The sequence below is a fragment of the Pantoea sp. Cr_R13 genome (genome assembly GCF_029222565.1).
Lineage (GTDB): Bacteria > Pseudomonadota > Gammaproteobacteria > Enterobacterales > Enterobacteriaceae > Pantoea > Pantoea eucalypti.
On record NZ_JARHXL010000013.1, the window covers coordinates 1,190,079 to 1,212,899 of the forward strand.

The 22,821-nt window shown below is 53.1% G+C and carries 17 protein-coding genes, 3 tRNA genes and 1 other RNA gene; 11 read left to right on the top strand and 10 right to left on the bottom strand.

Going from position 1 to position 22,821, the window contains the following annotated elements:
- The first annotated feature begins 107 nt into the window (after positions 1-107).
- The gene (gene punC, locus P2R09_RS13450) at positions 108-1,310 is read left to right on the top strand and encodes a purine nucleoside transporter PunC (RefSeq protein ID WP_275770369.1); all 1,203 of its coding nucleotides are present in this window, start codon (positions 108-110) and stop codon (positions 1,308-1,310) included.
- 309 nt (positions 1,311-1,619) lie between these two features.
- Complete coding sequence (cfa, locus tag P2R09_RS13455) at positions 1,620-2,768, top strand: cyclopropane fatty acyl phospholipid synthase (protein WP_275770371.1); 1,149 nt, start codon at positions 1,620-1,622, stop codon at positions 2,766-2,768.
- Positions 2,769-2,985: 217 nt separating this feature from the next.
- Here cfa and P2R09_RS13460 read toward each other — a convergent pair whose 3' ends face one another.
- Positions 2,986-3,645: a riboflavin synthase subunit alpha gene (locus P2R09_RS13460; protein ID WP_275770373.1), complete on the bottom strand. Its 660-nt coding sequence runs from the start codon at positions 3,643-3,645 to the stop codon at positions 2,986-2,988.
- 203 nt (positions 3,646-3,848) lie between these two features.
- On the opposite strand from P2R09_RS13460, the gene P2R09_RS13465 reads away from it, so the two are divergent.
- From P2R09_RS13465 to P2R09_RS13490, 6 genes are all read left to right on the top strand, one after another.
- The gene (locus P2R09_RS13465) at positions 3,849-5,222 is read left to right on the top strand and encodes an MATE family efflux transporter (RefSeq protein WP_275770375.1); all 1,374 of its coding nucleotides are present in this window, start codon (positions 3,849-3,851) and stop codon (positions 5,220-5,222) included.
- A gap of 152 nt (positions 5,223-5,374) precedes the next feature.
- Positions 5,375-5,451, top strand: a tRNA-Val gene (locus tag P2R09_RS13470).
- Between the two features lie 3 nt (positions 5,452-5,454).
- A tRNA-Val gene (locus P2R09_RS13475) sits at positions 5,455-5,531 on the top strand.
- Between the two features lie 11 nt (positions 5,532-5,542).
- Positions 5,543-5,619 (top strand) — tRNA-Val (locus tag P2R09_RS13480).
- 345 nt (positions 5,620-5,964) lie between these two features.
- Positions 5,965-7,377, top strand: coding sequence for a pyruvate kinase PykF (pykF, locus tag P2R09_RS13485; RefSeq protein WP_275770377.1), 1,413 nt, complete (start codon positions 5,965-5,967; stop codon positions 7,375-7,377).
- A gap of 303 nt (positions 7,378-7,680) precedes the next feature.
- On the top strand, positions 7,681-7,917 hold the full coding sequence (locus P2R09_RS13490) for a major outer membrane lipoprotein (RefSeq protein WP_003853216.1): 237 nt from the start codon (positions 7,681-7,683) through the stop codon (positions 7,915-7,917).
- Between the two features lie 74 nt (positions 7,918-7,991).
- Here the strand turns inward: P2R09_RS13490 and P2R09_RS13495 are convergent, their stop codons facing one another.
- From P2R09_RS13495 to sufA, 7 genes are read right to left on the bottom strand one after another with little or no spacing between them, the layout of a single operon-like run.
- Positions 7,992-9,017: a L,D-transpeptidase family protein gene (locus tag P2R09_RS13495; RefSeq protein WP_275770385.1), complete on the bottom strand. Its 1,026-nt coding sequence runs from the start codon at positions 9,015-9,017 to the stop codon at positions 7,992-7,994.
- Positions 9,018-9,073: 56 nt separating this feature from the next.
- Positions 9,074-9,490: a cysteine desulfuration protein SufE gene (sufE, locus tag P2R09_RS13500; protein WP_275770387.1), complete on the bottom strand. Its 417-nt coding sequence runs from the start codon at positions 9,488-9,490 to the stop codon at positions 9,074-9,076.
- 21 nt (positions 9,491-9,511) lie between these two features.
- Positions 9,512-10,735, bottom strand: a complete 1,224-nt coding sequence (gene sufS, locus P2R09_RS13505) for a cysteine desulfurase SufS (protein WP_275770739.1) — start codon at positions 10,733-10,735, stop codon at positions 9,512-9,514.
- A complete protein-coding gene (gene sufD, locus P2R09_RS13510; protein WP_275770390.1) occupies positions 10,735-12,015 on the bottom strand; it encodes a Fe-S cluster assembly protein SufD in 1,281 nt (426 codons plus the stop codon). The genes sufS and sufD overlap by 1 nt, the downstream gene beginning before the upstream one ends.
- A complete protein-coding gene (gene sufC / locus P2R09_RS13515) occupies positions 11,990-12,736 on the bottom strand; it encodes a Fe-S cluster assembly ATPase SufC (protein ID WP_003853225.1) in 747 nt (248 codons plus the stop codon). The genes sufD and sufC overlap by 26 nt, the downstream gene beginning before the upstream one ends.
- Before the next feature lie 42 nt (positions 12,737-12,778).
- The gene (gene sufB / locus P2R09_RS13520; protein ID WP_003853227.1) at positions 12,779-14,272 is read right to left on the bottom strand and encodes a Fe-S cluster assembly protein SufB; all 1,494 of its coding nucleotides are present in this window, start codon (positions 14,270-14,272) and stop codon (positions 12,779-12,781) included.
- Between the two features lie 7 nt (positions 14,273-14,279).
- Positions 14,280-14,654: a Fe-S cluster assembly scaffold SufA gene (gene sufA / locus P2R09_RS13525; RefSeq protein WP_275770393.1), complete on the bottom strand. Its 375-nt coding sequence runs from the start codon at positions 14,652-14,654 to the stop codon at positions 14,280-14,282.
- Between the two features lie 388 nt (positions 14,655-15,042).
- Between sufA and P2R09_RS13530 the strand changes: the two genes are divergently transcribed.
- On the top strand, positions 15,043-15,447 hold the full coding sequence (locus tag P2R09_RS13530; protein WP_275770741.1) for a hypothetical protein: 405 nt from the start codon (positions 15,043-15,045) through the stop codon (positions 15,445-15,447).
- A 33-nt stretch (positions 15,448-15,480) separates the two neighbouring features.
- On the opposite strand, the gene P2R09_RS13535 is transcribed toward P2R09_RS13530, so the two are convergent.
- Entirely contained in the window at positions 15,481-18,534 is a 3,054-nt protein-coding gene (locus tag P2R09_RS13535) for an FAD-binding and (Fe-S)-binding domain-containing protein (RefSeq protein ID WP_275770394.1), read from the bottom strand.
- 208 nt (positions 18,535-18,742) lie between these two features.
- Here P2R09_RS13535 and ydiK point away from each other — a divergent pair, with 208 nt between their 5' ends.
- Together ydiK and rprA are read left to right on the top strand one after the other, a co-directional pair.
- Positions 18,743-19,858, top strand: a complete 1,116-nt coding sequence (gene ydiK / locus P2R09_RS13540; RefSeq protein WP_110411772.1) for an AI-2E family transporter YdiK — start codon at positions 18,743-18,745, stop codon at positions 19,856-19,858.
- A 292-nt stretch (positions 19,859-20,150) separates the two neighbouring features.
- An RNA gene (gene rprA, locus P2R09_RS13545) (antisense sRNA RprA) lies at positions 20,151-20,258 on the top strand.
- Between the two features lie 68 nt (positions 20,259-20,326).
- Here the strand turns inward: rprA and ppsA are convergent.
- Positions 20,327-22,711 carry a phosphoenolpyruvate synthase gene (gene ppsA, locus P2R09_RS13550; RefSeq protein WP_275770396.1) on the bottom strand — a complete coding sequence of 795 codons (2,385 nt, stop codon included), beginning with the start codon at positions 22,709-22,711 and terminating at the stop codon, positions 20,327-20,329.
- Positions 22,712-22,821 lie beyond the last annotated feature (110 nt).

The window sequence follows — 22,821 nt, forward strand, 5'->3', positions numbered from 1 at the left end:
AATCTGCCTTCAAAATTTTTAACAGCAAGCGGCAAATATTACCGTTTCACAGCAGCAAACGCACCTTTTACACTCTGCCGCGTTTATCCTGCAAAAATGAGAATGAGATGTTGTCGAATAAAGGATTTATGCCTTACCTTGCCCTGCTGAGCATGCTCGGCTTTTTAGCCACCGATATGTACCTGCCCGCCTTTGGCGCGATGCAGCAAACGTTTAACACCTCACCCGGCCTGATTAGCGCCAGTATGAGTCTCTTTCTGGGAGGCTTCGCTGTGGGTCAGCTCTTCTGGGGACCCCTCTCCGATCGCATCGGCCGTAAACCTGTGCTGCTGACCGGGCTGGCCATGTTTGGGGTGGGTTGTGCAGGCATGCTGTGGGTCAATGATATCTATCTGATGCTGGCGCTGCGTTTTGTTCAGGCGATTGGCGTCTGTGCTGCTGCCGTTAGCTGGCAGGCACTGGTCGTGGATCGCTACCCTGCCGCACGTGCCAACAAAGTTTTCGCCACCATTATGCCGCTGGTTGCACTCTCTCCGGCACTGGCCCCGTTGCTGGGCGCCTGGCTGATTGGTCATTTCCACTGGCGTTCAATCTTCCTGGTGCTGACCCTGATTGCGGTAGCGCTAATCCTGACCACGTTGCGTCTGCCCACTGTTCGCAAAGTCGCAGGTGAAAAAAAGGCACAGCCGGGTTTCTTTACTCTGCTCAAATCGCGGGTTTATAGTGGCAACGTGCTGATTTACTCTGCCTGTTCTGCCAGCTTCTTTGCCTGGCTGACGGGCTCGCCGTTTATTCTGGCGGATTTGGGTCTCTCGCCTGCCGACATCGGCCTGAGTTATGTGCCACAGACCCTCGCGTTTCTGATAGGTGGCTTCGGCTGTCGCACCCTGCTCAACCGCTTTAACGGCGCACAATTGCTGCCCTGGTTACTGGGTATCTACAGCCTGAGCATTCTGGCGCTGTTTGCTGTTGCGCTTGCCGGCAACAGCACGCTGGTGAGCCTCATGGTTCCATTCTGCGGCATGGCGCTGGCTAACGGCGCGATCTATCCAATTGTGGTGTCCAGTGCATTAATGCCCTTCCCGAATGCCACCGGCAAAGCGGCCGCATTGCAGAACACACTGCAGTTGGGGCTGTGCTTCGCCGCAAGCCTGGCGGTATCAGCCGGATTAACTCAGGCTCTGTTTACCACCACACTCACGATGACGGCGACCATTGTGCTCGCGCTGTTCGGCTTCGCCATGCAGCGTGCCGCCAGCGCACAAAGTGTTGTTGCCTCAGCGCAACCTGCCTGCCAGGATAATCACTGACATACTGACTTCTTAGTTAGCATCCTAACAATAAGTCATTGAATATTGACCCGCGTGAGAATATACTCATTCGGGTCAACAAATCTGTAATAAATCAACAATATAATAACGTAATAATCTGATTGGCACCCTGTTGCCGGGACGGTATTCGCGCGCGTTATTCTCATCTTGCCCGTCCAGCTGCAGGCTATTCCAGTCCTCTGTATCACACAATAACCGGTGTGCGGAGTCATCCGTAACGTTTCTCAATGCCTGACGAAATTGGCTACTCTTTGTTCAGGTTCAGATTGGACAGGTGGTGGAAAAGCTATGAGTTCATCTTATGCTGAAGTAGTGAGCCCGGAAGAGAACCATTGGTATCGCATCGTTCATGAACTGCTGGAATCAGCGGATGTCGAAATCAATGGTTCACGTCCATGGGATATTCATGTCACGCATCCAGGTTTTTTTAAACGTGTTCTGCAGGAGGGTTCACTTGGGCTCGGTGAGAGCTATATGGATGGATGGTGGGAGTGTGACCGGCTGGATATGTTCTTCCATCACGTACTTAAACATAAACTCGATCAGCAATTGCCTCATCACTTTAAAGATACGTTGCGCATTGCCGCCGCTCGCTTAACGAATCTGCAATCAAAAAAACGGGCCTGGATTGTCGGTAAAGAACATTACGATCTCGGCAACGATCTTTTTTCACTGATGCTTGATCCTTATATGCAATATTCCTGTGGCTACTGGAAAGAGGCCACGACGCTGGCGACAGCACAGGAAGCCAAGCTGGATATGATCTGCCGGAAATTAGCGCTGGAACCCGGGATGTCGCTGCTGGATATTGGCTGTGGCTGGGGCGGGCTGGCGGAATTTGCTGCACGTCATTACGGCGTCAAAGTGCATGGCGTGACGATTTCCGCCGAACAGCAAAAACTGGCGCAGCAGCGCTGTAACGGATTAGACGTCACGATTCTGTTACAGGATTATCGCGATCTGAATGAGCAGTTTGATCGTATTGTTTCAGTGGGGATGTTTGAACATGTCGGGCCAAAAAATTACGCCACCTATTTCGATGTGGTCGATCGTAATTTAAAACCTGACGGTATTTTCCTGCTTCACACTATTGGTGCAATCAGGACCGATATGAGCGTCGATCCCTGGATCGATAAATATATCTTCCCCAATGGTTGTCTGCCTTCAGTGCGTCATGTGGCGGATGCCAGCGAGCCCCACTTTATTCTGGAAGACTGGCATAACTTTGGTGCCGATTACGACAAAACATTGATGGCCTGGCATGAACGCTTTGTGCAGGCCTGGCCAGAGCTGGCTGATAAATATGGTGAACGCTTTAAACGGATGTTCTCTTATTATCTCAATGCCTGTGCCGGTGCCTTCCGGGCGCGTGATATTCAGCTGTGGCAGATTGTGTTCAGTCGCGGTGTTGAGGGCGGATTACGGGTGGCGCGGTAGGGTCATAAAGATGCTGCCGCGCTAAAGGCTTTAAAATAAGGGCCTGTTCAGTTTTGAGCGTGTAACAGCACAGGAACACAGAAAGATTTGAAAGAGACAAAACCCGTTATCCGTGGCGGGGGATGCTTTCCTCTTCTGACTGTGTTCCCTGTGCTTAAGGCTATTATATCGCTGCCAGATTCACCCGGATTGGCTCTCGAGCAATCTTTGCCGCTTATTAACTCTCAGAGGCAGTCTGGCCGGTCAGCATGCTCATCGCTGCCGCGGCATCGCGCTGTGCTAATACCCGCTCAACGGTCTCTACGATTGCCTGCGTGTGCGGATCGATCTCAATATTAACCCGATCGCCAAACGTCTTCGCGCCCAGCGTGGTGCGCTCCAGCGTTTCCGGGATCAGATAGACGCAGAATTTGGTCTTCGTCACATCGCCGACTGTCAGGCTGATACCGTCGATGCCGACAAAACCTTTATGCAGAATATATTTCATCTGCGTCGGGTCCTGGATTTTAAACCAGACTTCGCGGTTATGTTCTGACTGGATAATCTTGCAGATCTCAGCGGTGGTCATAATATGACCTGACATCAGATGACCGCCTATTTCATCGCTGAATCGGGCTGCACGCTCAATATTGACCACATCACCCTGACGTAAATCACCCAGGTTAGTTACCCGCAAGGTCTCTTTAATTAAATCAAAACTGACGCAGTCGCCGTCAATTGCCGTCACGGTTAAACAGCAACCGTTGTGCGCGACAGATGCGCCCAGCGCCAGACCCGGTAAAAGCGCTTCCGGCAGTCGGACAGTGTGGGTACGAAACAGTTCTTTCTCTTCAATGGACACGATTTCTGCGGTGCCCTGCACAATACCGGTAAACATAGTCTTTGCCTCTGCGAAGTTTGCGCTAGTTTATCACAGCTCAGGTCAGGTGTTAGATTTCAGCCGACGCCCTCTATTTAATGACGGCGTAAAACGCATTGTGTGACAAAGATTGGCGAATGCTATTGCGCCAGTTACACTAGCCCGCGCAATTTCCTGGGCTTTTCTGCCCTTTTAATTCTTTCAACAAGTCAGGTGTTAACGTGCAGAAGTATTTAACAGAAGCGCGTCAATTGCTGGCCCTTGCGATTCCAGTCATCCTTGCTCAGGTGGCGCAAACCGCAATGGGATTTGTGGATACCATTATGGCCGGTGCAGTCAGCGCCACGGATATGGCCGCCGTTGCTGTCGGCACCTCTGTCTGGCTTCCGGCCATCCTGTTTGGTCATGGTCTTCTGCTTGCATTGACGCCCACCGTTGCGCAACTCAACGGTTCAGGTCGCCGCGAACGCATCGGCGAACAGATTCGCCAGGGATACTGGCTCGCTTTCTTCGTCTCGCTGCTGATTATGGTGCTGTTATGGCATGCAGGCTATCTCATCCGGGCGATGCATGACATCGATCCTGCGCTGGCGCTGAAAGCAGAAGGCTATTTGCATGCCCTGCTGTTTGGCGCGCCTGGCTACCTCTTCTTCCAGGTGCTGCGCAATCAGTGCGAGGGGCTGTCGAAAACCAAACCCGGCATGGTGCTGGGCTTTCTGGGCTTGATGTTCAACATCCCGCTCAACTATGTCTTTATTTATGGGCACTTCGGCATGCCTGCCCTGGGGGGTGTCGGCTGTGGTGTAGCGACCGCCTCTGTTTACTGGGTGATATTTATCTGTATGCGCTTCTGGGTGCGCCGGATGGGCAGCATGCGTGATATCCGGCTTGAGAGCCGCTGGTCGCCTCCTTCGCGTCCGATTCTGAGCCGCCTGATGACGCTGGGATTGCCAGTGGCATTGGCACTCTTTTTTGAGGTCACCTTGTTTGCCGTTGTTGCTCTGCTGGTCTCGCCACTGGGTATCGTCAATGTGGCGGGTCACCAGATTGCGCTGAACTTCAGTTCACTGATGTTTGTGTTGCCGCTGTCGCTGGGTGTCGCGACCACCATTCGCGTCGGTTATCGTCTGGGTCAGGGTTCCACCGAGCAGGCACGGGTCGCGGCCTGGACCGCCCAGGGCGTGGGCATCAGCATGGCCGCGCTGACCGCGATTTTTACCGTCACGTTTCGTCATCAGATCGCTCTGCTCTATAACGATAATCCCGAGGTGGTGACACTGGCGGCACAGCTGATGCTGCTGGCGGCCATTTATCAGTTTTCGGACTCAATACAGGTGATTGGCAGCGGGATCCTGCGCGGCTATAAAGATACGCGGTCGATTTTCTTTATTACCTTTATCGCTTACTGGCTGCTGGGACTGCCCGCGGGCTACCTGCTGGCACTGACCGACTGGATTGTGCCGCGGATGGGTCCGGCGGGTTTCTGGTGCGGTTTTATTATCGGTCTGACCTCAGCGGCGCTGATGATGCTCTGGCGTATCAGGCGGTTACAGCAGTTACCGGCGGACATTATCCTGACGCGTGCAGCGCGATAGCTTTAAACGCGGGTCATTCGTGGCCCGCAATGTCGAAAAAAACGACGGTTAGCACAGTTGCTGCTCAGTCATGGCGAAAAAACTATTTTCCCCTTGCCAGGCTTACACACTGCCGTTAATATTCGTCCCCGCTGTCGCCCTGACAGCATGTTGCGCTCTTAGCTCAGTTGGTTAGAGCACCACCTTGACATGGTGGGGGTCGATGGTTCGAGTCCATTAGAGCGCACCAAGTGCGTCCGTAGCTCAGTTGGTTAGAGCACCACCTTGACATGGTGGGGGTCGGTGGTTCGAGTCCACTCGGACGCACCAATATTTAGTATGCGCTCTTAGCTCAGTTGGTTAGAGCACCACCTTGACATGGTGGGGGTCGATGGTTCGAGTCCATTAGAGCGCACCACTTTCAGAATTCCTTCAGTTTGCGCAACGCCTCCTTTTATTGATCTGCATCGCTTCTCCCCTCTGCTTTTTGATTGGTTTTCGCATACTTAGCGTCTATACTGTCCCGCGTTGCTTACTTGAAAGGTTTCAGCGATCACGTGCTTACTGCGATAACTCAAATGATTTGCGCAACAACAGCGTGGTGGTTACCAACCGTAACCGCACAACTTCCCTGCACGCCTGGCCTTCGTCACCTATTCTTACTCAGTACTGCCCTTTTCAGTCTCAATCAGAAATTTCACTTCGATGCGCTGCCATCGAATTCCGCCCTTATTCATCCATCACAACTTACAGAAAATCCGTCATGAAAAAGACTAAAATCGTTTGTACAATCGGCCCGAAAACCGAATCCGAAGAGATGCTGACTCAGCTCCTTGAAGCTGGCATGAATGTCATGCGTCTTAACTTCTCTCACGGCGACTATGCCGAGCATGGTCAGCGCATCACCAATATGCGTGCCGTTATGCAAAAAACCGGTCGTCAGGCCGCGATTCTGCTGGATACCAAAGGCCCTGAAATCCGCACCATGAAGCTGGAAGGCGGTAACGATGCGGCGTTGAAAGCTGGCCAGACATTTACCTTTACGACTGATCAGAGCGTGATCGGTAACAGCGAACGCGTTGCAGTTACCTATCCAGGCTTCACGGCTGACCTGAAAATCGGCAACACAGTGCTGGTCGATGATGGCCTGATCGGCATGGAAGTCACCGAAGTCACTGAAAATACCGTGGTGTGTAAAGTCCTGAACAATGGCGATCTGGGTGAGAACAAAGGCGTTAACCTGCCAGGTGTTTCTATCCAGCTGCCCGCTCTGGCTGAAAAAGATAAGCGCGATCTGATTTTTGGTTGTGAGCAGGGCGTTGACTTTGTCGCTGCCTCTTTCATCCGTAAACGTTCAGACGTGCTGGAAATTCGTGAGCACCTGAAACAGAACGGTGGCGAACACATCCAGATCATCTCCAAAATTGAAAACCAGGAAGGTCTGAACAACTTCGACGAAATCCTCGAAGCGTCAGACGGCATCATGGTTGCACGTGGTGACCTGGGCGTTGAGATCCCGGTTGAAGAAGTGATCTTCGCGCAGAAGATGATGATCAAAAAATGTAATAAAGCACGCAAAGTGGTTATCACAGCTACCCAGATGCTTGATTCCATGATCAAGAACCCGCGCCCTACCCGCGCAGAAGCCGGTGACGTCGCCAACGCCATCCTTGATGGTACTGATGCAGTTATGCTGTCAGGTGAGAGCGCCAAAGGCCGTTATCCGCTGGAGTCAGTCACCATTATGGCGACCATCTGCGAACGTACCGATCGTGTGATGAAGTCCCGTATTGATAGCCAGAGTGATAACCGCAAGATGCGTATCACTGAAGCCGTCTGCCGTGGTGCTGTTGAGACCGCTGAGAAGCTGGAAGCTCCACTGATTGTGGTGGCTACCGAAGGCGGTAAGTCGGCGAAATCTGTACGTAAATATTTCCCGAACGCAACTATTCTGGCGCTGACCACCAATCCGACCACTGCACGTCAGCTAATCCTGAGTAAAGGCATTGAGACGCGTCTGGTGACTGAGATCGCATCAACTGACGATTTCTATCGTCTGGGTAAAGAAGCGGCGCTGGAAAGTGGCTATGGCCAGAAAGGTGATGTCGTGGTTCTGGTGTCAGGTGCATTAGTACCAAGCGGAACTACCAACACTGCTTCCGTTCACGTCCTGTAAAACTTTCTTAAGCCATTATTTTGAAGCGCCTGAGCCAGGCGCTTTTTTTATTTCTACTTAAACCAAATACCAGAAAATTCCAATCGAAAATAACTATTCAAATACTCTTAATATTAAGGTTAATCCGATTAAATCTCTCTGTTTTCCCTTAATTTTTTTATCATATTCTGTGATCCGCTGCTTCTTTGAGCGAACGATCAAATTTAAGCATCTTCTCATCAAAAATTTATTCTCAACTTAAAAAGCTTTGTGTAATACTTGTAACGCTACATGGAGATTAACTCAATCTAGAGGGTATAAATAATGAATCGTACTAAACTGGTACTGGGCGCGGTAGTTCTGGCTTCAACTATGCTGGCTGGTTGCTCAAGCAACGCTAAAATCGACCAGCTGTCTTCAGACGTTCAGACTCTGAACGCTAAAGTTGACCAGCTGAGCAACGACGTGAACGCAGTGCGTTCAGACGTTCAGGCTGCTAAAGATGACGCAGCTCGCGCTAACCAGCGTCTGGACAACCAGGCTCACTCTTACCGTAAGTAAGAGTTCTGGTTTAAAAATGGCGCCTTTATGGCGCCATTTTTTTGCCTGAATTCCCCCTTTCGGGTACATGTTGCTCAGGGTTGAACGGCTTTACCTTCAGTCTGTGAAACCGGGTTCTCCGCGCTCGCAGAGGCACTCTCCAGCCCCGCAGGCGGCACGGTATCACTCTGTACCGGATCTCCACTGCTCACCAGCACAGGCATGCCTGAGCGGCGCGTTAAGCTGGCTTTAATCAGCGCATTATCACTCTTCTCATTTTTCATGAACTTCTTCAGGTCACCGGTGATCGCAATCGGCATGGTCTGCGGATCGTCTTTGTCGTTATGCGATAGCGGCTGGTGCACTTCCACGTAGCGTTTCCCATCCGGCTCCACGGCGTACTTCACCGGCTGGTTGATAATCTGAACACGCGTGCCTTTTGGCGCAGCGTTAAACAGTGCTTCAATATCCTCTGAGCGCAGGCGGATGCAGCCTGAACTGACGCGCATGCCGATGCCAAACTTCGCATTGGTGCCGTGAATCAGGTACTGGCCAGTGCCGCGCGCCAGACGCATGGCAAACTGTCCCATCGGATTATCCGGTCCGGCTGGGACCACGCCAGGTAGCGTAATGCCCTCTTTGGCGTAACGCTTGCGGATGTTCGGAGTGGGCGTCCAGGTAGGATTAGGGATTTTCTGGCTGATTTGCGTCACCATGACGGGTGTTGCCGCGCCCAGTTGGCCAATGCCGATGGGATAGACGATGACTTTATCTTCCCCTTTGGGATAGTAGTAAAGGCGAAGCTCGGCGAGATTCACTACAATCCCTTCGCGCGGCGTATCGGGCAGGATCATCTGCAGCGGCACCGTCAGCTGGGTACCCGCTTTGGGCAGCCAGGGATCGGTACCGGGATTTGCCTCCAGCAGACCCAGCAGGCCGACCTGGTAACGGGACGCGATCGATTCCAGGGGTTGTTTATCATCGGGAACCTGTGTCAGGACGTTCTCGCCAATCAGGCGACTGTCAGGCGGTGGCAGCGGATATTCGGTGGCGAACGCGGGTGCAGAGAGCCCAAAACAGGTCAGCAGCAATGCACCGGCTAAACGTAAAGCAGGTTTCATGCAATTTTCTCGTCAGATAAAAAAACAGACGCCGGATGGCGTCTGTGAAGTGTAACTTAGCTGAGGTTCTGAGCGGTATGGCGAATAGACCGAATCATCGCCTCCAGCCCCTGCGACCGGGTGGGCGTCAGGTGCTGCATCAAGGCCAGTTCGCCAAACCAGTGGCGCACATCCAGCGCCAGAATGTCGGCGGGCTGAAGGTTCTGATAAAGACTAAATACGATAGCCATCAGTCCTTTAACGATAGCGGCATCGCTGTCGCCTTCAAACGCAATCGAACCATCTTCCTGCGGGGTCATTCTGATCCACACCTGACTCTGACAACCCGAAATCACGTTTTCCGGCTGGTGTAAAGTTTCAGAAGATTCCGGAAGCTTTGAACCCAGTTCGATAATGTAGAGGTACTTCTCTTCCCAGTTGGCGCAACGATTAAAGTTGCGAACCAGTTTCTCTTTTTCAGGCAAAGTCGCCATCACTCACTCCGTTAAAACTGTTCAGCCGCCCAGCAGACGATGAATGCGCGTCAGACCGGCAGCCAGACGATCCACTTCCTCTTCACTGTTATAGAAAGTGAAGGAGGCACGGCACATCGCCGGAACATTGTAGTGCTGCATCAGCGGCATCGCACAGTGATGTCCGGTGCGAATCGCAATACCATATTGATCCAGGAAGCTGCCGACGTCGTAGGCGTGGTGTTTGCCCAGATTAAAGGCAATCACACCGGCACGAGACTGCGGGCCGTAAATCTGAATATCGGGTACGGTGCCCAGCTTATCGAGCGCGTAGTTCATCAGTGCGGTTTCACGCTGATGAATGGTGTCCAGCCCCAGCGCCTGTACATAGTCCAGTGCCGCACCAAAGCCGATGATACCGCCGGTATTCGGCGTACCCGCTTCAAAACGCCATGGCGCACTGTTCCAGGTGGTGCCGGTGGGCAGCATGACCTGACCGATCATCGAACCGCCGCCTTCCCACGGTGGCATCTCATCCAGCAGCGCTTTGCGGCCGTAAAGAATCCCGACGCCGTTCGGGCCATAGAGTTTATGGCTGGAGAAGACATAGAAGTCGCAGCCGATATCCTGCATGTCGACCTTGTCATGCATCACCGCCTGCGCGCCATCCACCAGCGTGACGACGCCGGCAGCTTTGGCCTGGGCCACGATCGCCTTAACCGGGTTAACGGTGCCGAGTACGTTTGAAACGTGCGTGACGGCCAGTAATCGGGTGCGGCTGTCAATCAGACCCGCCAGATGCTCCAGCGCCAGCTCACCATTGTCATTTAATGGCAGCACGCGCACTTCTGCGCCCGAACGCTGTGCCAGCATTTGCCAGGGAACGATATTGGCGTGATGCTCCATCTCAGTGATGATCAGGTTGTCGCCCGCCTGGAGGTTACTGCTGCCCCAGGTGTTCGCCACCAGATTGATACCTTCGGTGGTGCCTTTGACAAAGACGATCTCTTCCTGCGACTGCGCATTAATGAAACGGGCAGCCTGTTCGCGCACATTCTCCATGTCGCTGGTTGCCTGCTGGCTCAGCGTATGGATGCCGCGATGCACGGCCGCATAGCCATGCTGGTAGAAATGACTCTCGGCGTTAATCACCGAGAGTGGACGCTGTGCGCTGGCTGCACTGTCAAGATAGGCCAGCGGATGACCGTTGACCTCACGCTTCAGGATAGGAAAATCAGCCCTGATGCGTTCGAGATCGAAGTTCATCATACGTCGCCTCCGGGAAAGCGTTCAGCAATACGCTGCAGCACGGCCTGACGCATCACACTGTTTTCCAGCGTTTCTGTCAGTTCTGCGGCAAATGCATGAATGATCATGGTCTGCGCCGCATCCTGTTCAATACCGCGCGAACGCAGGTAGAACATCTGCTCATCATCGATGCGACCAATGGTGGCACCGTGACTGCACTTCACGTCATCCGCGTAAATTTCCAGCTGCGGTTTCGTATCGACTTCAGAAAGCTTGCCCAGCAACAGGTTGTTGTTGGTCATCTGCCCGTCGGTCTTCAGCGCATGCTGAGCCACTTTGATGTGACCATTAAACACCGCACGGCCTTTATCACGCACGATGGTTTTATGCATCTGGCGGCTCATACAGTGGCCTTTGTTGTGCTCCAGGTAGGTGCGGGTGTCCGCCACTTCCTGTTTCACCGGCAGCACCAGGCTGTTAATCGCCAGCGTAGTATTTTCGCCGTTCAGCTGCGTACTGGTGTTGTGACGCGACAGGCCGGCACCCAGCAGGAAGCTGGTGCTGCTGACCTGGCCATCATTACCAATCACCAGATCGTTGTGCGCGAAGTGGTAGCTGGCACTGCTTTCAAAAGCCAGCTTAGTGTGGGTCAGCTTTGCATTGTCGCCGACCGCAAAGGTAAAGCGCGTGCCAGTGAAATGGGCGCGCTCATCCAGGGAAACGTAGTGCTCAATGACTTCCGCTTCTGCACTCTCTTCAAGCTGCAGATGATGACGATAGTGAACCGTATTCATGCCCGTCTGCTGGCCACTGGTGATATGCAGCAGGTAGATCGGACGCGCAGCGGATTTACCGCGTGCCAGACGCAGGGTCGTTACCTCTTCCGCCAGACTTTCTGTCAGATGCAGGAAAATTTCCGGCTGAACCGCAGCGGGGAGCGGACGACGCTCAGCGGCCACGCTGTGCTGAACCTCGAACAGTTCGATGTCGCGGCTACTGAATTCAGGCTGGAAGTGACCGTCAACATATACCAGACGGATCGCATCCAGCGGCAGCGCAAGCGCATCAACCTGTTCGGCACTCAGGGTCTGAGGCGCATCGGGCAGTACAAACTGCTGAGACAGCAGCGTGTCCAGCGGCGTGTACTTCCAGTTTTCATGCTTGCGTGTTGGCAGGCCAACGCGCATCAGTTGCTGCCAGTGCTGCTGAGCCTGCAGAGAACGCACGTCGCCACGTGATTCAAACAGGTGATGCCACTGTTGCAGCGCAGAATCACTCTTCGTCGGTAAGCCAGCCATAACCTTGCTCCTCCAGCTGTTTCACCAGCGAGAAGTCGCCAGATTTCACGATTTTGCCCTGATACAGCACATGAACGAAGTCTGGCTTGATGTAGTCCAGAATACGCTGGTAGTGCGTCACGATGATAAAGGCGCGCTTCTCGTCGCGCAGGCTGTTCACGCCATTCGCAACAATTTTCAGGGCATCAATATCCAGACCGGAGTCGGTCTCATCCAGGATGCAGAGCTCAGGTTCCAGCGCTGCCATCTGCAGAATATCGTTACGCTTCTTCTCACCACCGGAGAAGCCGACGTTAACTGAACGGGTCAGCAAATCTTCCGGCATCTTCAGCAGCTGAATTTTCTCTTCAATGAAGTCCTGGAAATCGAAGCGATCCAGCTCTTCCTGCTGACGATATTTGCGCACCGCGTTCACCGAGGTTTGCAGGAAAAACTGGTTACTGACGCCAGGAATCTCGACCGGATACTGGAAGGCCATAAAGATGCCTTCACCGGCACGCTCTTCAGGCGCCAGTTCCAGCAAATCTTTGCCTTTGAAGGTCACTGAACCGCCCGTGACTTCATAATCTTCGCGGCCTGCCAGCGTAGCCGACAGCGTACTTTTACCTGAGCCGTTCGGGCCCATGATGGCATGCACTTCGCCTGGTTTAATTTCGAGATTCAGGCCACGCAGAATGGCTTTATCTTCAACACTGACCTGCAAATCTTTAATGCTTAACATTCTTATTCCTTCACATTGCTTCCGGCAAGGCGTGTGACGGCATCAGCCCACACTGTGCTCAAGGCTGATGGCTAACAATTTCTGGGCTTCCACGGCAAATTCCAGTGGCAACTCCGAGAATACGTCTTTACAGAAGCCATTCACGATCATTGAGATCGCATCTTCTTCACTGATACCGCGTTGCAGACAGTAGAACATCTGATCTTCGCCGATACGTGAGGTAGTAGCTTCATGCTCCAGCTGGGCGGTATTGTTGCGGGTTTCGACATACGGGAAAGTATGTGCACCACAATCCGGACCGATCAGCATCGAGTCACACTGCGTAAAGTTACGGGCATTGGTGGCGGTTGGCATGATCTTCACCAGCCCGCGATAGGTGTTCTGACTTTTACCGGCCGAGATCCCCTTAGAGATAATGGTCGATTTGGTGTTTTTACCAATGTGGATCATCTTGGTGCCGGTGTCGGCCTGCTGACGACCGCTGGTCAATGCCACTGAATAGAATTCGCCTACCGAGTAGTCCCCGCGCAGAATGCAGCTTGGGTATTTCCAGGTGATCGCAGAACCGGTTTCAGACTGCGTCCAGGACATTTTGCTGTGGTCACCTTCACACAGCGCACGCTTGGTCACAAAGTTAAGGATACCGCCCTCACCTTCGCCGCCAGGGAACCAGTTCTGAACGGTCGAATATTTCACTTCAGCATTTTTGTGGATAATCACTTCCACCACGGCTGCGTGCAGCTGGTAAGTATCACGTACTGGCGCGGAACAGCCTTCAATGTAGCTGACGTAGCTGTCTTCATCGGCGATGAGGATGGTGCGCTCGAACTGACCGGTTTTCGCGGCGTTGATACGGAAATAGGTCGACAGCTCCATCGGGCAACGCACCCCTTTCGGGATGTAGACGAAGGTGCCGTCTGAGGCGACCGCTGAGTTCAGCGCAGCAAAGAAGTTATCATTCGCCGGAACCACCGTGCCGAGGTACTGCTTCACCAGCTCAGGATGTTCCTGAATCGCTTCGCCGAATGAACAGAAGATAATCCCCTGCTCCGCCAGCTTGCCACGATAGGTGGTCGCGACCGACACGGAGTCGAAAATGGCGTCAACCGCCACTTCACGACCTTCACGTACCGGCACACCCAGCTGATTAAACGCATTTTCCACTTCCTGCGTCAGATAGTCGCTGGCTGGCGCGCTGCCTGAAGCCTGCATGGCACCCGGCTCGGAAGCACAGCTGTCATCGCAGTTGCCGCAGGAGGGCGCGGAGTAGTAGCTGTAATCCTGGTAGTCGAGTTTTTCGTAGTGGGCTTTCAGCCAGTGTGGCTCTTCCATTTCAAGCCAGGCACGAAAAGCCTTTAGACGAAACTCCAGCATCCACTCTGGCTCGTTACGCTTGGCCGAGATCGCCCTCACCACATCTTCATTGATGCCGTTGGCAAATTCTTCGGTCTGCAGTTGGGTAAAGAAGCCCTCTTTATAGTTGAGCTTGCCTTCCCAGATTTGTACATCGTCAGATGTTTCGCTGTGTCGTGACATATTTCACTTACTCGACGCCAAAGCTTTCACCGCACCCGCAGGCGTGCTGAGCTTTAGGGTTATTGAATTTAAAAATCTGATTCAGGCCTTCGCGAACGTAATCAAGCTCGGTGCCATCAACGAATGGCATCGCCTGAAGCGGCACAAACAGCGTTGCGCCGTGGAATGAGAACTGCAGATCGTCTTCGACAGGCTCTTTAACCAGATCCATGACGTAGCCAAACCCGGCGCAACCGGATTGTTTAACGCCAAGCCGAAGACCCTTGACTTCAGGATCCTGAGCCGCCAGATTGAGAATTTGTTTTGCTGCGGTTTCAGTCAGCGTCAACCCTTTCCAGACAAAATCGTCGGGTGAGAAAGAGTCTGTATTAACGGATGCCATGTTGATACCTCTTGAGTCCGGACCTTTTCAGGCTATCCCCCTATGGTAGTGATCTACACAATCACTTCAACCTCTTGTTTTGCAGGGATAATCATCTAGTGCTGTTTTATCTGCTTATTTATTAAGCATAGTTGCTCCCGCTCACCCTGCGGTAAAAGAATCAGCGTCAATAAGCGGATGATAACCTATTAATAAATCACTCTTTTTAAAATAACCATTTTTGATAAAAGTGCTTATTGATAGGTTACGCCTTTCTTCGATGTAAACAGATTGTTATTTCCGATTATACCGACAGGCAGGATAAATCGATAAATTTTTCTGCTCACCCGTTGCAATCACGGCTCGGATGAATATGATAATTATTATCATTAACATTCAGAGCGACGCGATGACCCTTTCTGTCTCAGCCTGGCTGCAGCATAAAATCGACGAATACCAGTTTTCGATGCGGGATATCACCGTCGACTTTTATATGGCACAGGCAAAACTTGACCGGGCCGACTGCACGATCCATCAGCTACGTCAGTTCAATGATGCCTGTCAGGATATGGCAGAAGTCTGCCAGATGAACGGTGACGATCAGAGTTACCTGCACGCCATGGGTAAACTGCATCACCGACTGCTGCAGGAGATGGGAAACGACGATCGCGATCGCCTGTTTCGCCTTCAGGCTTATCAACTGGCGCGATTGTCCCTGACCCGACTCTGCCATCAACTGGCCATGGTCGGAGAATGGAACAAAGCCACCGTGCTGCAAAGTGACTTTGTGCGTCACGCAGGCTGGATATTCTAATCCAGCCACGGCGTGACGTCGCGCACAATTTTTTTACATTATCTCTAACAATGCCTGAAGCGGATGGCGCATGCCATTGCCTTCTACACGCTTGACCTGACTACGGCATGAATAACCCGTGGCCAGGCAGCGCTGACGAGGCAGTCGCTGAAGCTGTGGATGCCAGGAGAGCGCATAGATCCCTAGCGAGTTTTCGAGGTTCTGACTTTCGTGCCCATACGTGCCCGCCATGCCGCAGCAACCTACATTGATGTTCTCCAGCTTTGCGCCAAAACGGGAGAAAATCGCCTGCCACTGGGTGGGCGCTGAAGGCAGCGCGGTTACCTCGGTGCAGTGCGCAAACAGATACCAGGACTCCCCGCCCGTGGCCTGCACCTCACGTTCTGCCAGGGCACGCTCTAACCATTCATGCACCAGCAATACGCTGAAGTCGCCGCGCGATTCACCCAGCGTCTGACGATACTCATCGCGATAGCAGAGCACGGTAGCCGGATCGACGCCCACCATCGGCAGTTCCAGTTTGGCGACCCGATTAAGAAAATCGACGGTGCGAGCTGCCGTGCGTGCAAAACGCTGCAGGAAACCTTTCACATGCTGCGCTTTGCCGTTAGGCGAGAATGGCAGCAGTACCGGACGGTAGCCCAGCTTCTCAATCAGCCTGACAAAATCGTTTACCAACTGGGCTTCGTAAAAGCTGGTAAACGGATCCTGCACCACCAGCACACAGTTTGCGCGATCGGCAGCTGACAACGCCTCCAGCTGTTCCAGCGTCATGTTCATGGCGGGATGACCGCTGAGCTGCTGTTTCAGATTTGGCGCCGAGAGCAGAGGCAGATCGACCATACCGATATGCGTTTTACTTAGCTCTTTCACCCAGGGCTGACGCAGGAAGAAATTGAACACCTTCGGCGCTTTCGCCATCAGTGGTGCATAGCTCTCAACCGCCGCCACCAGATGATCGCTGACCGGACGCAGATAGCGGGTGTGATAAAGCTGGAGGAAGCGCGAACGGAACGCGGGTACGTCAATTTTGATCGGACACTGGGTCGAGCAGGCCTTACAGGCCAGGCAGCCCGACATCGCCTCCTTTACCTCGTGAGAGAAGTCATACTCCCCTTTGCTGGCGTGCCAGCTGTTGCGTGTGCGGGTAATCAAGCCGCGCAGCGACAGCGTGTTTTCCGGCAGCTGCTTTTCCAGTACCAGGGGATCGACACCCTGTTCGGCCAGCAGCCGCAGCCATTCCCGCGTCAGCGTCGCCCGTCCCTTAGGAGAGTGAATGCGGTTGCGGGTAATCTTCATGGAAGGGCACATCGGGCTGCGAACATCAAAGTTAAAACACAACCCGTTGCCGTTACACTCCATCGCCCCACGCCATTCATCGCGCACCGTGACCGGAATCTGCCGATCAAAGGTGCCGCGCTTCACTGCATCCACCTGCATCATCTCGTCGTTACGATTAAAGGGCGTGCAGATTTTGCCTGGGTTAAGACGGTTTAACGGGTCAAAGGCGGCTTTGATGCGCCGCAGTTCGTTAAACAGCGTCTCGCCAAAGAATGCCGGACTATACTGGGCGCGGAAACCTTTGCCATGTTCGCCCCACAGCAGGCCGCCGTAGCGCGCAGTCAGCGCCACCACATCGTCGGAGATCTGTTTCATCATCATCTCCTGCTGCGGATCGCACATATCCAGCGCAGGACGCACGTGCAGGACGCCTGCATCGACGTGACCAAACATACCGTAACTCAAACCGTGGCTATCAAGCAGCGCGCGAAATTCGACAATATAGTCCGCCAGTTTTTCCGGCGGAACGGCAGTGTCTTCCACAAACGGAATCGGCTTAGCGCGGCCTTTGGCATTCCCCAGCAGACCCACCGCTTTTTTACGCATGTTATAAATGCGCTCAATGCCATCCAGGTCGTTACAGAACTGATAGCCAATGACGCCGCCCTGATGCTGAGCCATCAGCGCGTCAAGGCGGGCACAAAGTTGTTCAATCTGCTGATCGATCAGCGCTGCGTTGTCACCGGCGAATTCAACAATATTGAGACCCAGCATCGCTTTATCGGGTACGTCAGTAATTAATTCACTCACCGAGTGCCAGACGATATCTTCACGAGCCAGATTCAGTACTTTAGAGTCAACAGTCTCGACTGAGAGCGCCTGCGCTTCCACCATCAATGGCGCGTTGCGCAGGGCCGAGTCAAAAGAGTCATATTTAATGTTCACCAGCCGCCGCACTTTAGGCAGCGGCGTGATATCGAGTCGCGCTTCGGTGATAAAGGCCAGCGTTCCTTCAGCGCCGCACAACAGGCGTGTCAGGTCAAAGGTCTGCATGTCGTCGCTGAACACATGGCGCAGGTCATAGCCGGTCAGGAACCGATTCAGCTTTGGAAACTTTTCCAGAATCAGCGCACGATGCTCGCGGCAACGCGTCAGCACCTGCTGATAGATCCGCCCTTCCGGGGTGGCCGTCTGTGCCAGTGTTTCTGCCAGCGCCGTCGCCATAGGCCGCGTATCAAGCATATCGCCGCCCAGCAGCACAGCCCGCAAGCCCAGAACGTGATCCGACGTTTTGCCGTAAACCAGCGAGCCCTGACCAGACGCATCGGTATTGATCATTCCGCCCAATGTCGCACGGTTACTGGTCGATAATTCTGGCGAGAAGAAAAAGCCAAATGGTTTCAGCCAGGCATTCAGCTGATCTTTAATCACACCGGCTTCAACCCGAACCCAGCCCTCATCCGTATTGATCTCCAGGATGCGGTTCATGTAGCGCGACATATCCACCACGATCCCCTGATTCAGCGACTGCCCGTTTGTGCCAGTGCCGCCACCACGTGGGGTAAAGACCAGACTGGCAAAGCGCGCTTCGCCGGCCACGCGGGCGAGCAGTGCAACATCGGCGGTTGAGCGTGGAAAGAGCGCCGCGTCGGGCAGCAGCTGATAGATGCTGTTATCGGTAGAGAGTGAAAGACGATCGGCATAGCTGGTTGCCATGTCACCGGTAAAACCCTGCTCTTTCAGTGACTCAAGGAACGTCAGCACCAGTTGAACGAGGCCCGGCGCCTGCGAAATCTGTGGGATCATGATTGTCTGACCGAAGGTGTTGTAAACGTTTGCGTTTATACGTTAGCGATTTCTCGTTTTATCATATTTTTCCTGCGTCTGCCCTTTTTTCAGAAAAGGCAAAAACCTTTCACCACGACGCTGTTTAATCCCTGGCAAATAGATCATGATAAAAACGGGCATCCGAATGCCCGAAAATGAAGGATTAAGACGAGGTTATGAGTCAATGATGAAAAGCCAGTACCGGGATATGGATTTACCGCAAATACTCTTCACCCTGATGTTCATTCTGCTGCTGATCGTCGCCTGTTTATGGGTGGTGCAGCCGTTTATTCTGGGCTTTGCCTGGGCCAGCATGGTGGTGATTGCCACCTGGCCATTGATGCTGAAATTCCAGCGACTGTTATGGGGACGCCGTTCACTGGCGGTGATCGTCATGACACTGCTGCTGCTCTTGCTGTTTATTATTCCAATCGCCCTGCTGGTCAGCAGCCTGATCGATAACAGTGCGCCTGTGATTGCCTGGGTGACCCAGGGCCACACGATGCCGAAACTGACGTGGCTCAGGGAAATCCCGATGGTGGGTAAAAAGCTGTATGTCAGTTATGACACGCTGGTGGCGAGTGGCGGTGCCGGTGTGATGGCGAAAATACAGCCTTACATCGGCCGCACCACAGGCTTTTTTGTGGCTCAGGCCGGTCATTTCGGGCGTTTTATGATCCATCTGGGCGTGATGTTACTGTTCAGCGTGCTGCTTTACTGGCGTGGCGAACAGGCTGCCCAGGGCATCCGTCACTTCGCGTTTCGCATGGCGGGACGACGCGGTGATGCTGCGGTGCTGCTGGCGGCACAATCCATTCGTGCCGTAGCGCTGGGTGTGGTGGTGACGGCGCTGGTGCAGGGTGTGCTGGGCGGTATCGGTCTGGCGATCTCCGGTATTCCTTATGCCACGCTGTTAACGGTACTGATGATCCTCTGCTGCCTGGTACAGCTCGGTCCACTGCTGGTGCTGGTTCCTGCCATCATCTATCTCTACTGGAGCGGCGATACCACCTGGGGCACCGTGTTGCTGGTCTGGAGCTGCGTGGTCGGCACGATGGATAACGTTCTGCGCCCGATGTTAATCCGTATGGGCGCAGACCTGCCGATGATTCTGATCCTCTCAGGCGTGATTGGTGGCCTGTTCGCGTTCGGCATGATTGGTCTGTTTATCGGCCCGGTGGTTCTGGCGGTTTCCTACCGTCTGGTTTCGGTCTGGGTACATGAAGCGCCCGCCCCGGATAAAGACCCGATGGCCTCGGCTGATGCACTGGCCGATCACGAGGGTACCCCACCAGCTGTATGATGCGGTGCAATGGCACTTTGCGCCAATCCCCCTGATGTACATTGATTAGTGCGGTTAATGATGATTAACCGCACCTCTCTTCATCATTCAGATAAATTCTGTTTTTCATTAGCGATTTTTAATAAAAAAGCCATCTTTGACCTAAAAACGACCATTCAGGGCTAAAAAAGATTACTTTCTGCACTGTTTCTTAAGCCAAATGACCTGGTAAAGATGACAAAAGATTATCGGCTTTAAACTAATAAGAGGATTCTTAAAGACGACAGCTAGCCGTATGAATAACATGTTTCCTATGTTCGAAATCAACCTGATGATTTTCAGACAAACTTATTCCCCTGAGTAGAGTAAAGAATTGCTGTGTGTAGTCTTTGCCCATCCCCTGTGATGGGCTTTTTTTTGCCTGAAATAAGCCAGCTATAAATAGAAAAGGCCCGCAATGCGGGCCTTTATGCTTGCTACAACCGGGGATCAGGCGGTTTTATTTAACTGCGCCAGACTCACCCAGGTTTCCACTACGGTATCCGGGTTCAGCGACAGGCTGTCGATGCCCTCTTCCATCAGCCATGCGGCAAAATCCTGATGGTCGGACGGTCCCTGCCCACAGATTCCGACATATTTACCCTGTTTTTTGGCCGCTTTGATCGCCATGGAAAGCAGCGCTTTCACGGCTTCATTACGCTCGTCAAACAGTGCAGAGACAACGCCGGAGTCGCGGTCCAGCCCCAGCGTCAGCTGGGTCATGTCGTTAGATCCAATTGAGAAGCCATCAAAGTGCTGCAGGAACTGATCCGCCAGTAGCGCATTGGACGGAATCTCGCACATCATAATGATCTTCAGCCCGTTTTCGCCGCGCTTCAGTCCCTGACGTGCCAGCTCTTCAACCACGGCCTGCGCCTGATCCACGGTACGAACAAACGGAACCATGATCTCAACGTTCGTAAGGCCCATCTCATTGCGAACACGCTTCACCGCTTCGCACTCAAGCGCGAAACAATCCCGGAAGCTGTCCGCTACATAGCGACCTGCACCACGGAATCCCAGCATCGGGTTTTCTTCTTCAGGCTCGTAGCGCTCACCGCCCACGAGATTGGCATATTCGTTCGTTTTAAAGTCGGAAAGTCGGACTATTACACGTTTCGGTGCAAATGCCGCGCCAAGTGTGGCAATTCCTTCAGTCAGGCGGCCAATGTAAAACTCGACCGGATTATCAAATCCTTTCATCATTTTACGGATCTGCTGTTGCAGTTCCGGTGTCTGTTGATCGAATTCCAGTAGCGCTTTAGGGTGGACGCCAATCATACGGTTAATGATAAATTCCAGACGCGCCAGACCGACACCTTCGTTAGGCAGACAGGCGAAATCAAAGGCACGATCGGGGTTGCCCACGTTCATCATAATTTTCAGCGGTAGTTCAGGCAGCGAATCGACCTGAGAACTGGTGACATCAAAATCAAGCAACTGATCGTAGACGTAGCCGGTGTCGCCCTCAGCACAGGAAACCGTGACCTGATGACCCTCCTTCAGACGATCGGTTGCATCGCCACAGCCAACGACAGCAGGGATACCCAGTTCACGCGCGATGATTGCCGCATGACAGGTTCGCCCGCCACGGTTAGTGACAATCGCTGACGCCTTTTTCATGATCGGTTCCCAGTCCGGATCGGTCATATCCGTCACCAGCACATCACCTTTTTCAATGCGGTGCATTTCGCTGATATCGTGGATGACCTTCACCACGCCTGCGCCAATACGATGACCGATAGCACGGCCTTCCACCACCACGCTGCCCTGACCCTGCAACGTATAACGTTCCATGACCTGACCATTTGAGCGCACAGTTTCAGGACGCGCCTGAACGATGAACAACTTACCGGTGTGCCCATCTTTGGCCCACTCAATATCCATCGGACGCTGATAATGCTGTTCAATTAAGACAGCCTGTTTAGCCAGGGCCTGCACTTCCTCATCACTTAAGCAAAAACGATCACGTTCGGCTTCAGGCACATCTTCGATCTGAACCTGCTCGCCATGCGCCTGAGAATCGGCATAGACCATGCGAACCTTTTTCGACCCCATATTGCGGCGCACGATAGCGGGACGATCCGCTGCCAGCGTGGGCTTGTGGACGTAGAATTCGTCCGGGTTAACGGCACCCTGCACCACCATTTCACCCAGTCCCAGCGCAGCAGTTATAAAGACCACCTGATCAAAGCCAGACTCCGTATCAATGGTGAACATCACACCTGAAGAGGCCAGGTCAGAGCGCACCATGCGCTGAATACCCGCAGAGAGCGCGACGCCACGGTGATCATAGCCCTGGTGCACGCGGTAAGAGATAGCGCGGTCATTAAACAGCGAAGCAAAGACATGCTTCACCGCCACCATCACGGCGTCGATACCCTGCACATTCAGGAAGGTTTCCTGCTGACCAGCAAAGGAGGCATCGGGCATATCTTCCGCGGTGGCCGAGGAGCGGACAGCAAACGACGCGGCCTCATCATCGGCAGAAAGTTGCTGATAGGCATCCAGAATGGCGGACTCCAGTTCCGGCAGAAAAGGGGTCTCCACCACCCACTGACGAATCTGCTTACCTGCTGATGCCAGCGCATTCACATCATCAATATCGGTCTCGTCCAGCAGCGCGTAAATTCGCTGATTGAGCCCGCTTTGATCAAGAAACAGGTTAAAGGCATAGGATGTCGTCGCGAATCCATTGGGTACAGAAACACCCAGCGAAGAGAGATTAGTAATCATTTCACCCAGAGAGGCATTTTTACCGCCTACCCGCTCAACATCATGCATACCAAGCTGGTTATACCAGAGCACGAGTGGCTGCTCGCCATTAATGGACATTGCGCTTATCCTTTATCAATTAACAATGAATGGACACAGGGAGTTATCTCTTTTCAGCCTGGCATATCACCCCTTCAATAACGATGTGTTGAATCGTTAAAGCAGAATTT

What these genes read in the sequence shown, in the direction of transcription:
- sufC (WP_003853225.1), bottom strand. Translation starts at nt 12,736, where the DNA reads ATGTTAAGCATTAAAGATTTGCAGGTCAGTGTTGAAGATAAAGCCATT.
- P2R09_RS13495 (WP_275770385.1), bottom strand. Translation starts at nt 9,017, where the DNA reads ATGAAACCTGCTTTACGTTTAGCCGGTGCATTGCTGCTGACCTGTTTT.
- sufS (WP_275770739.1), bottom strand. Translation starts at nt 10,735, where the DNA reads ATGAACTTCGATCTCGAACGCATCAGGGCTGATTTTCCTATCCTGAAG.
- P2R09_RS13490 (WP_003853216.1), top strand. Translation starts at nt 7,681, where the DNA reads ATGAATCGTACTAAACTGGTACTGGGCGCGGTAGTTCTGGCTTCAACT.
- pykF (WP_275770377.1), top strand. Translation starts at nt 5,965, where the DNA reads ATGAAAAAGACTAAAATCGTTTGTACAATCGGCCCGAAAACCGAATCC.
- ydiK (WP_110411772.1), top strand. Translation starts at nt 18,743, where the DNA reads ATGAAAAGCCAGTACCGGGATATGGATTTACCGCAAATACTCTTCACC.
- P2R09_RS13535 (WP_275770394.1), bottom strand. Translation starts at nt 18,534, where the DNA reads ATGATCCCACAGATTTCGCAGGCGCCGGGCCTCGTTCAACTGGTGCTG.
- ppsA (WP_275770396.1), bottom strand. Translation starts at nt 22,711, where the DNA reads ATGTCCATTAATGGCGAGCAGCCACTCGTGCTCTGGTATAACCAGCTT.
- sufB (WP_003853227.1), bottom strand. Translation starts at nt 14,272, where the DNA reads ATGTCACGACACAGCGAAACATCTGACGATGTACAAATCTGGGAAGGC.
- sufE (WP_275770387.1), bottom strand. Translation starts at nt 9,490, where the DNA reads ATGGCGACTTTGCCTGAAAAAGAGAAACTGGTTCGCAACTTTAATCGT.
- sufA (WP_275770393.1), bottom strand. Translation starts at nt 14,654, where the DNA reads ATGGCATCCGTTAATACAGACTCTTTCTCACCCGACGATTTTGTCTGG.
- P2R09_RS13460 (WP_275770373.1), bottom strand. Translation starts at nt 3,645, where the DNA reads ATGTTTACCGGTATTGTGCAGGGCACCGCAGAAATCGTGTCCATTGAA.
- punC (WP_275770369.1), top strand. Translation starts at nt 108, where the DNA reads ATGTTGTCGAATAAAGGATTTATGCCTTACCTTGCCCTGCTGAGCATG.
- P2R09_RS13530 (WP_275770741.1), top strand. Translation starts at nt 15,043, where the DNA reads ATGACCCTTTCTGTCTCAGCCTGGCTGCAGCATAAAATCGACGAATAC.
- cfa (WP_275770371.1), top strand. Translation starts at nt 1,620, where the DNA reads ATGAGTTCATCTTATGCTGAAGTAGTGAGCCCGGAAGAGAACCATTGG.
- sufD (WP_275770390.1), bottom strand. Translation starts at nt 12,015, where the DNA reads ATGGCTGGCTTACCGACGAAGAGTGATTCTGCGCTGCAACAGTGGCAT.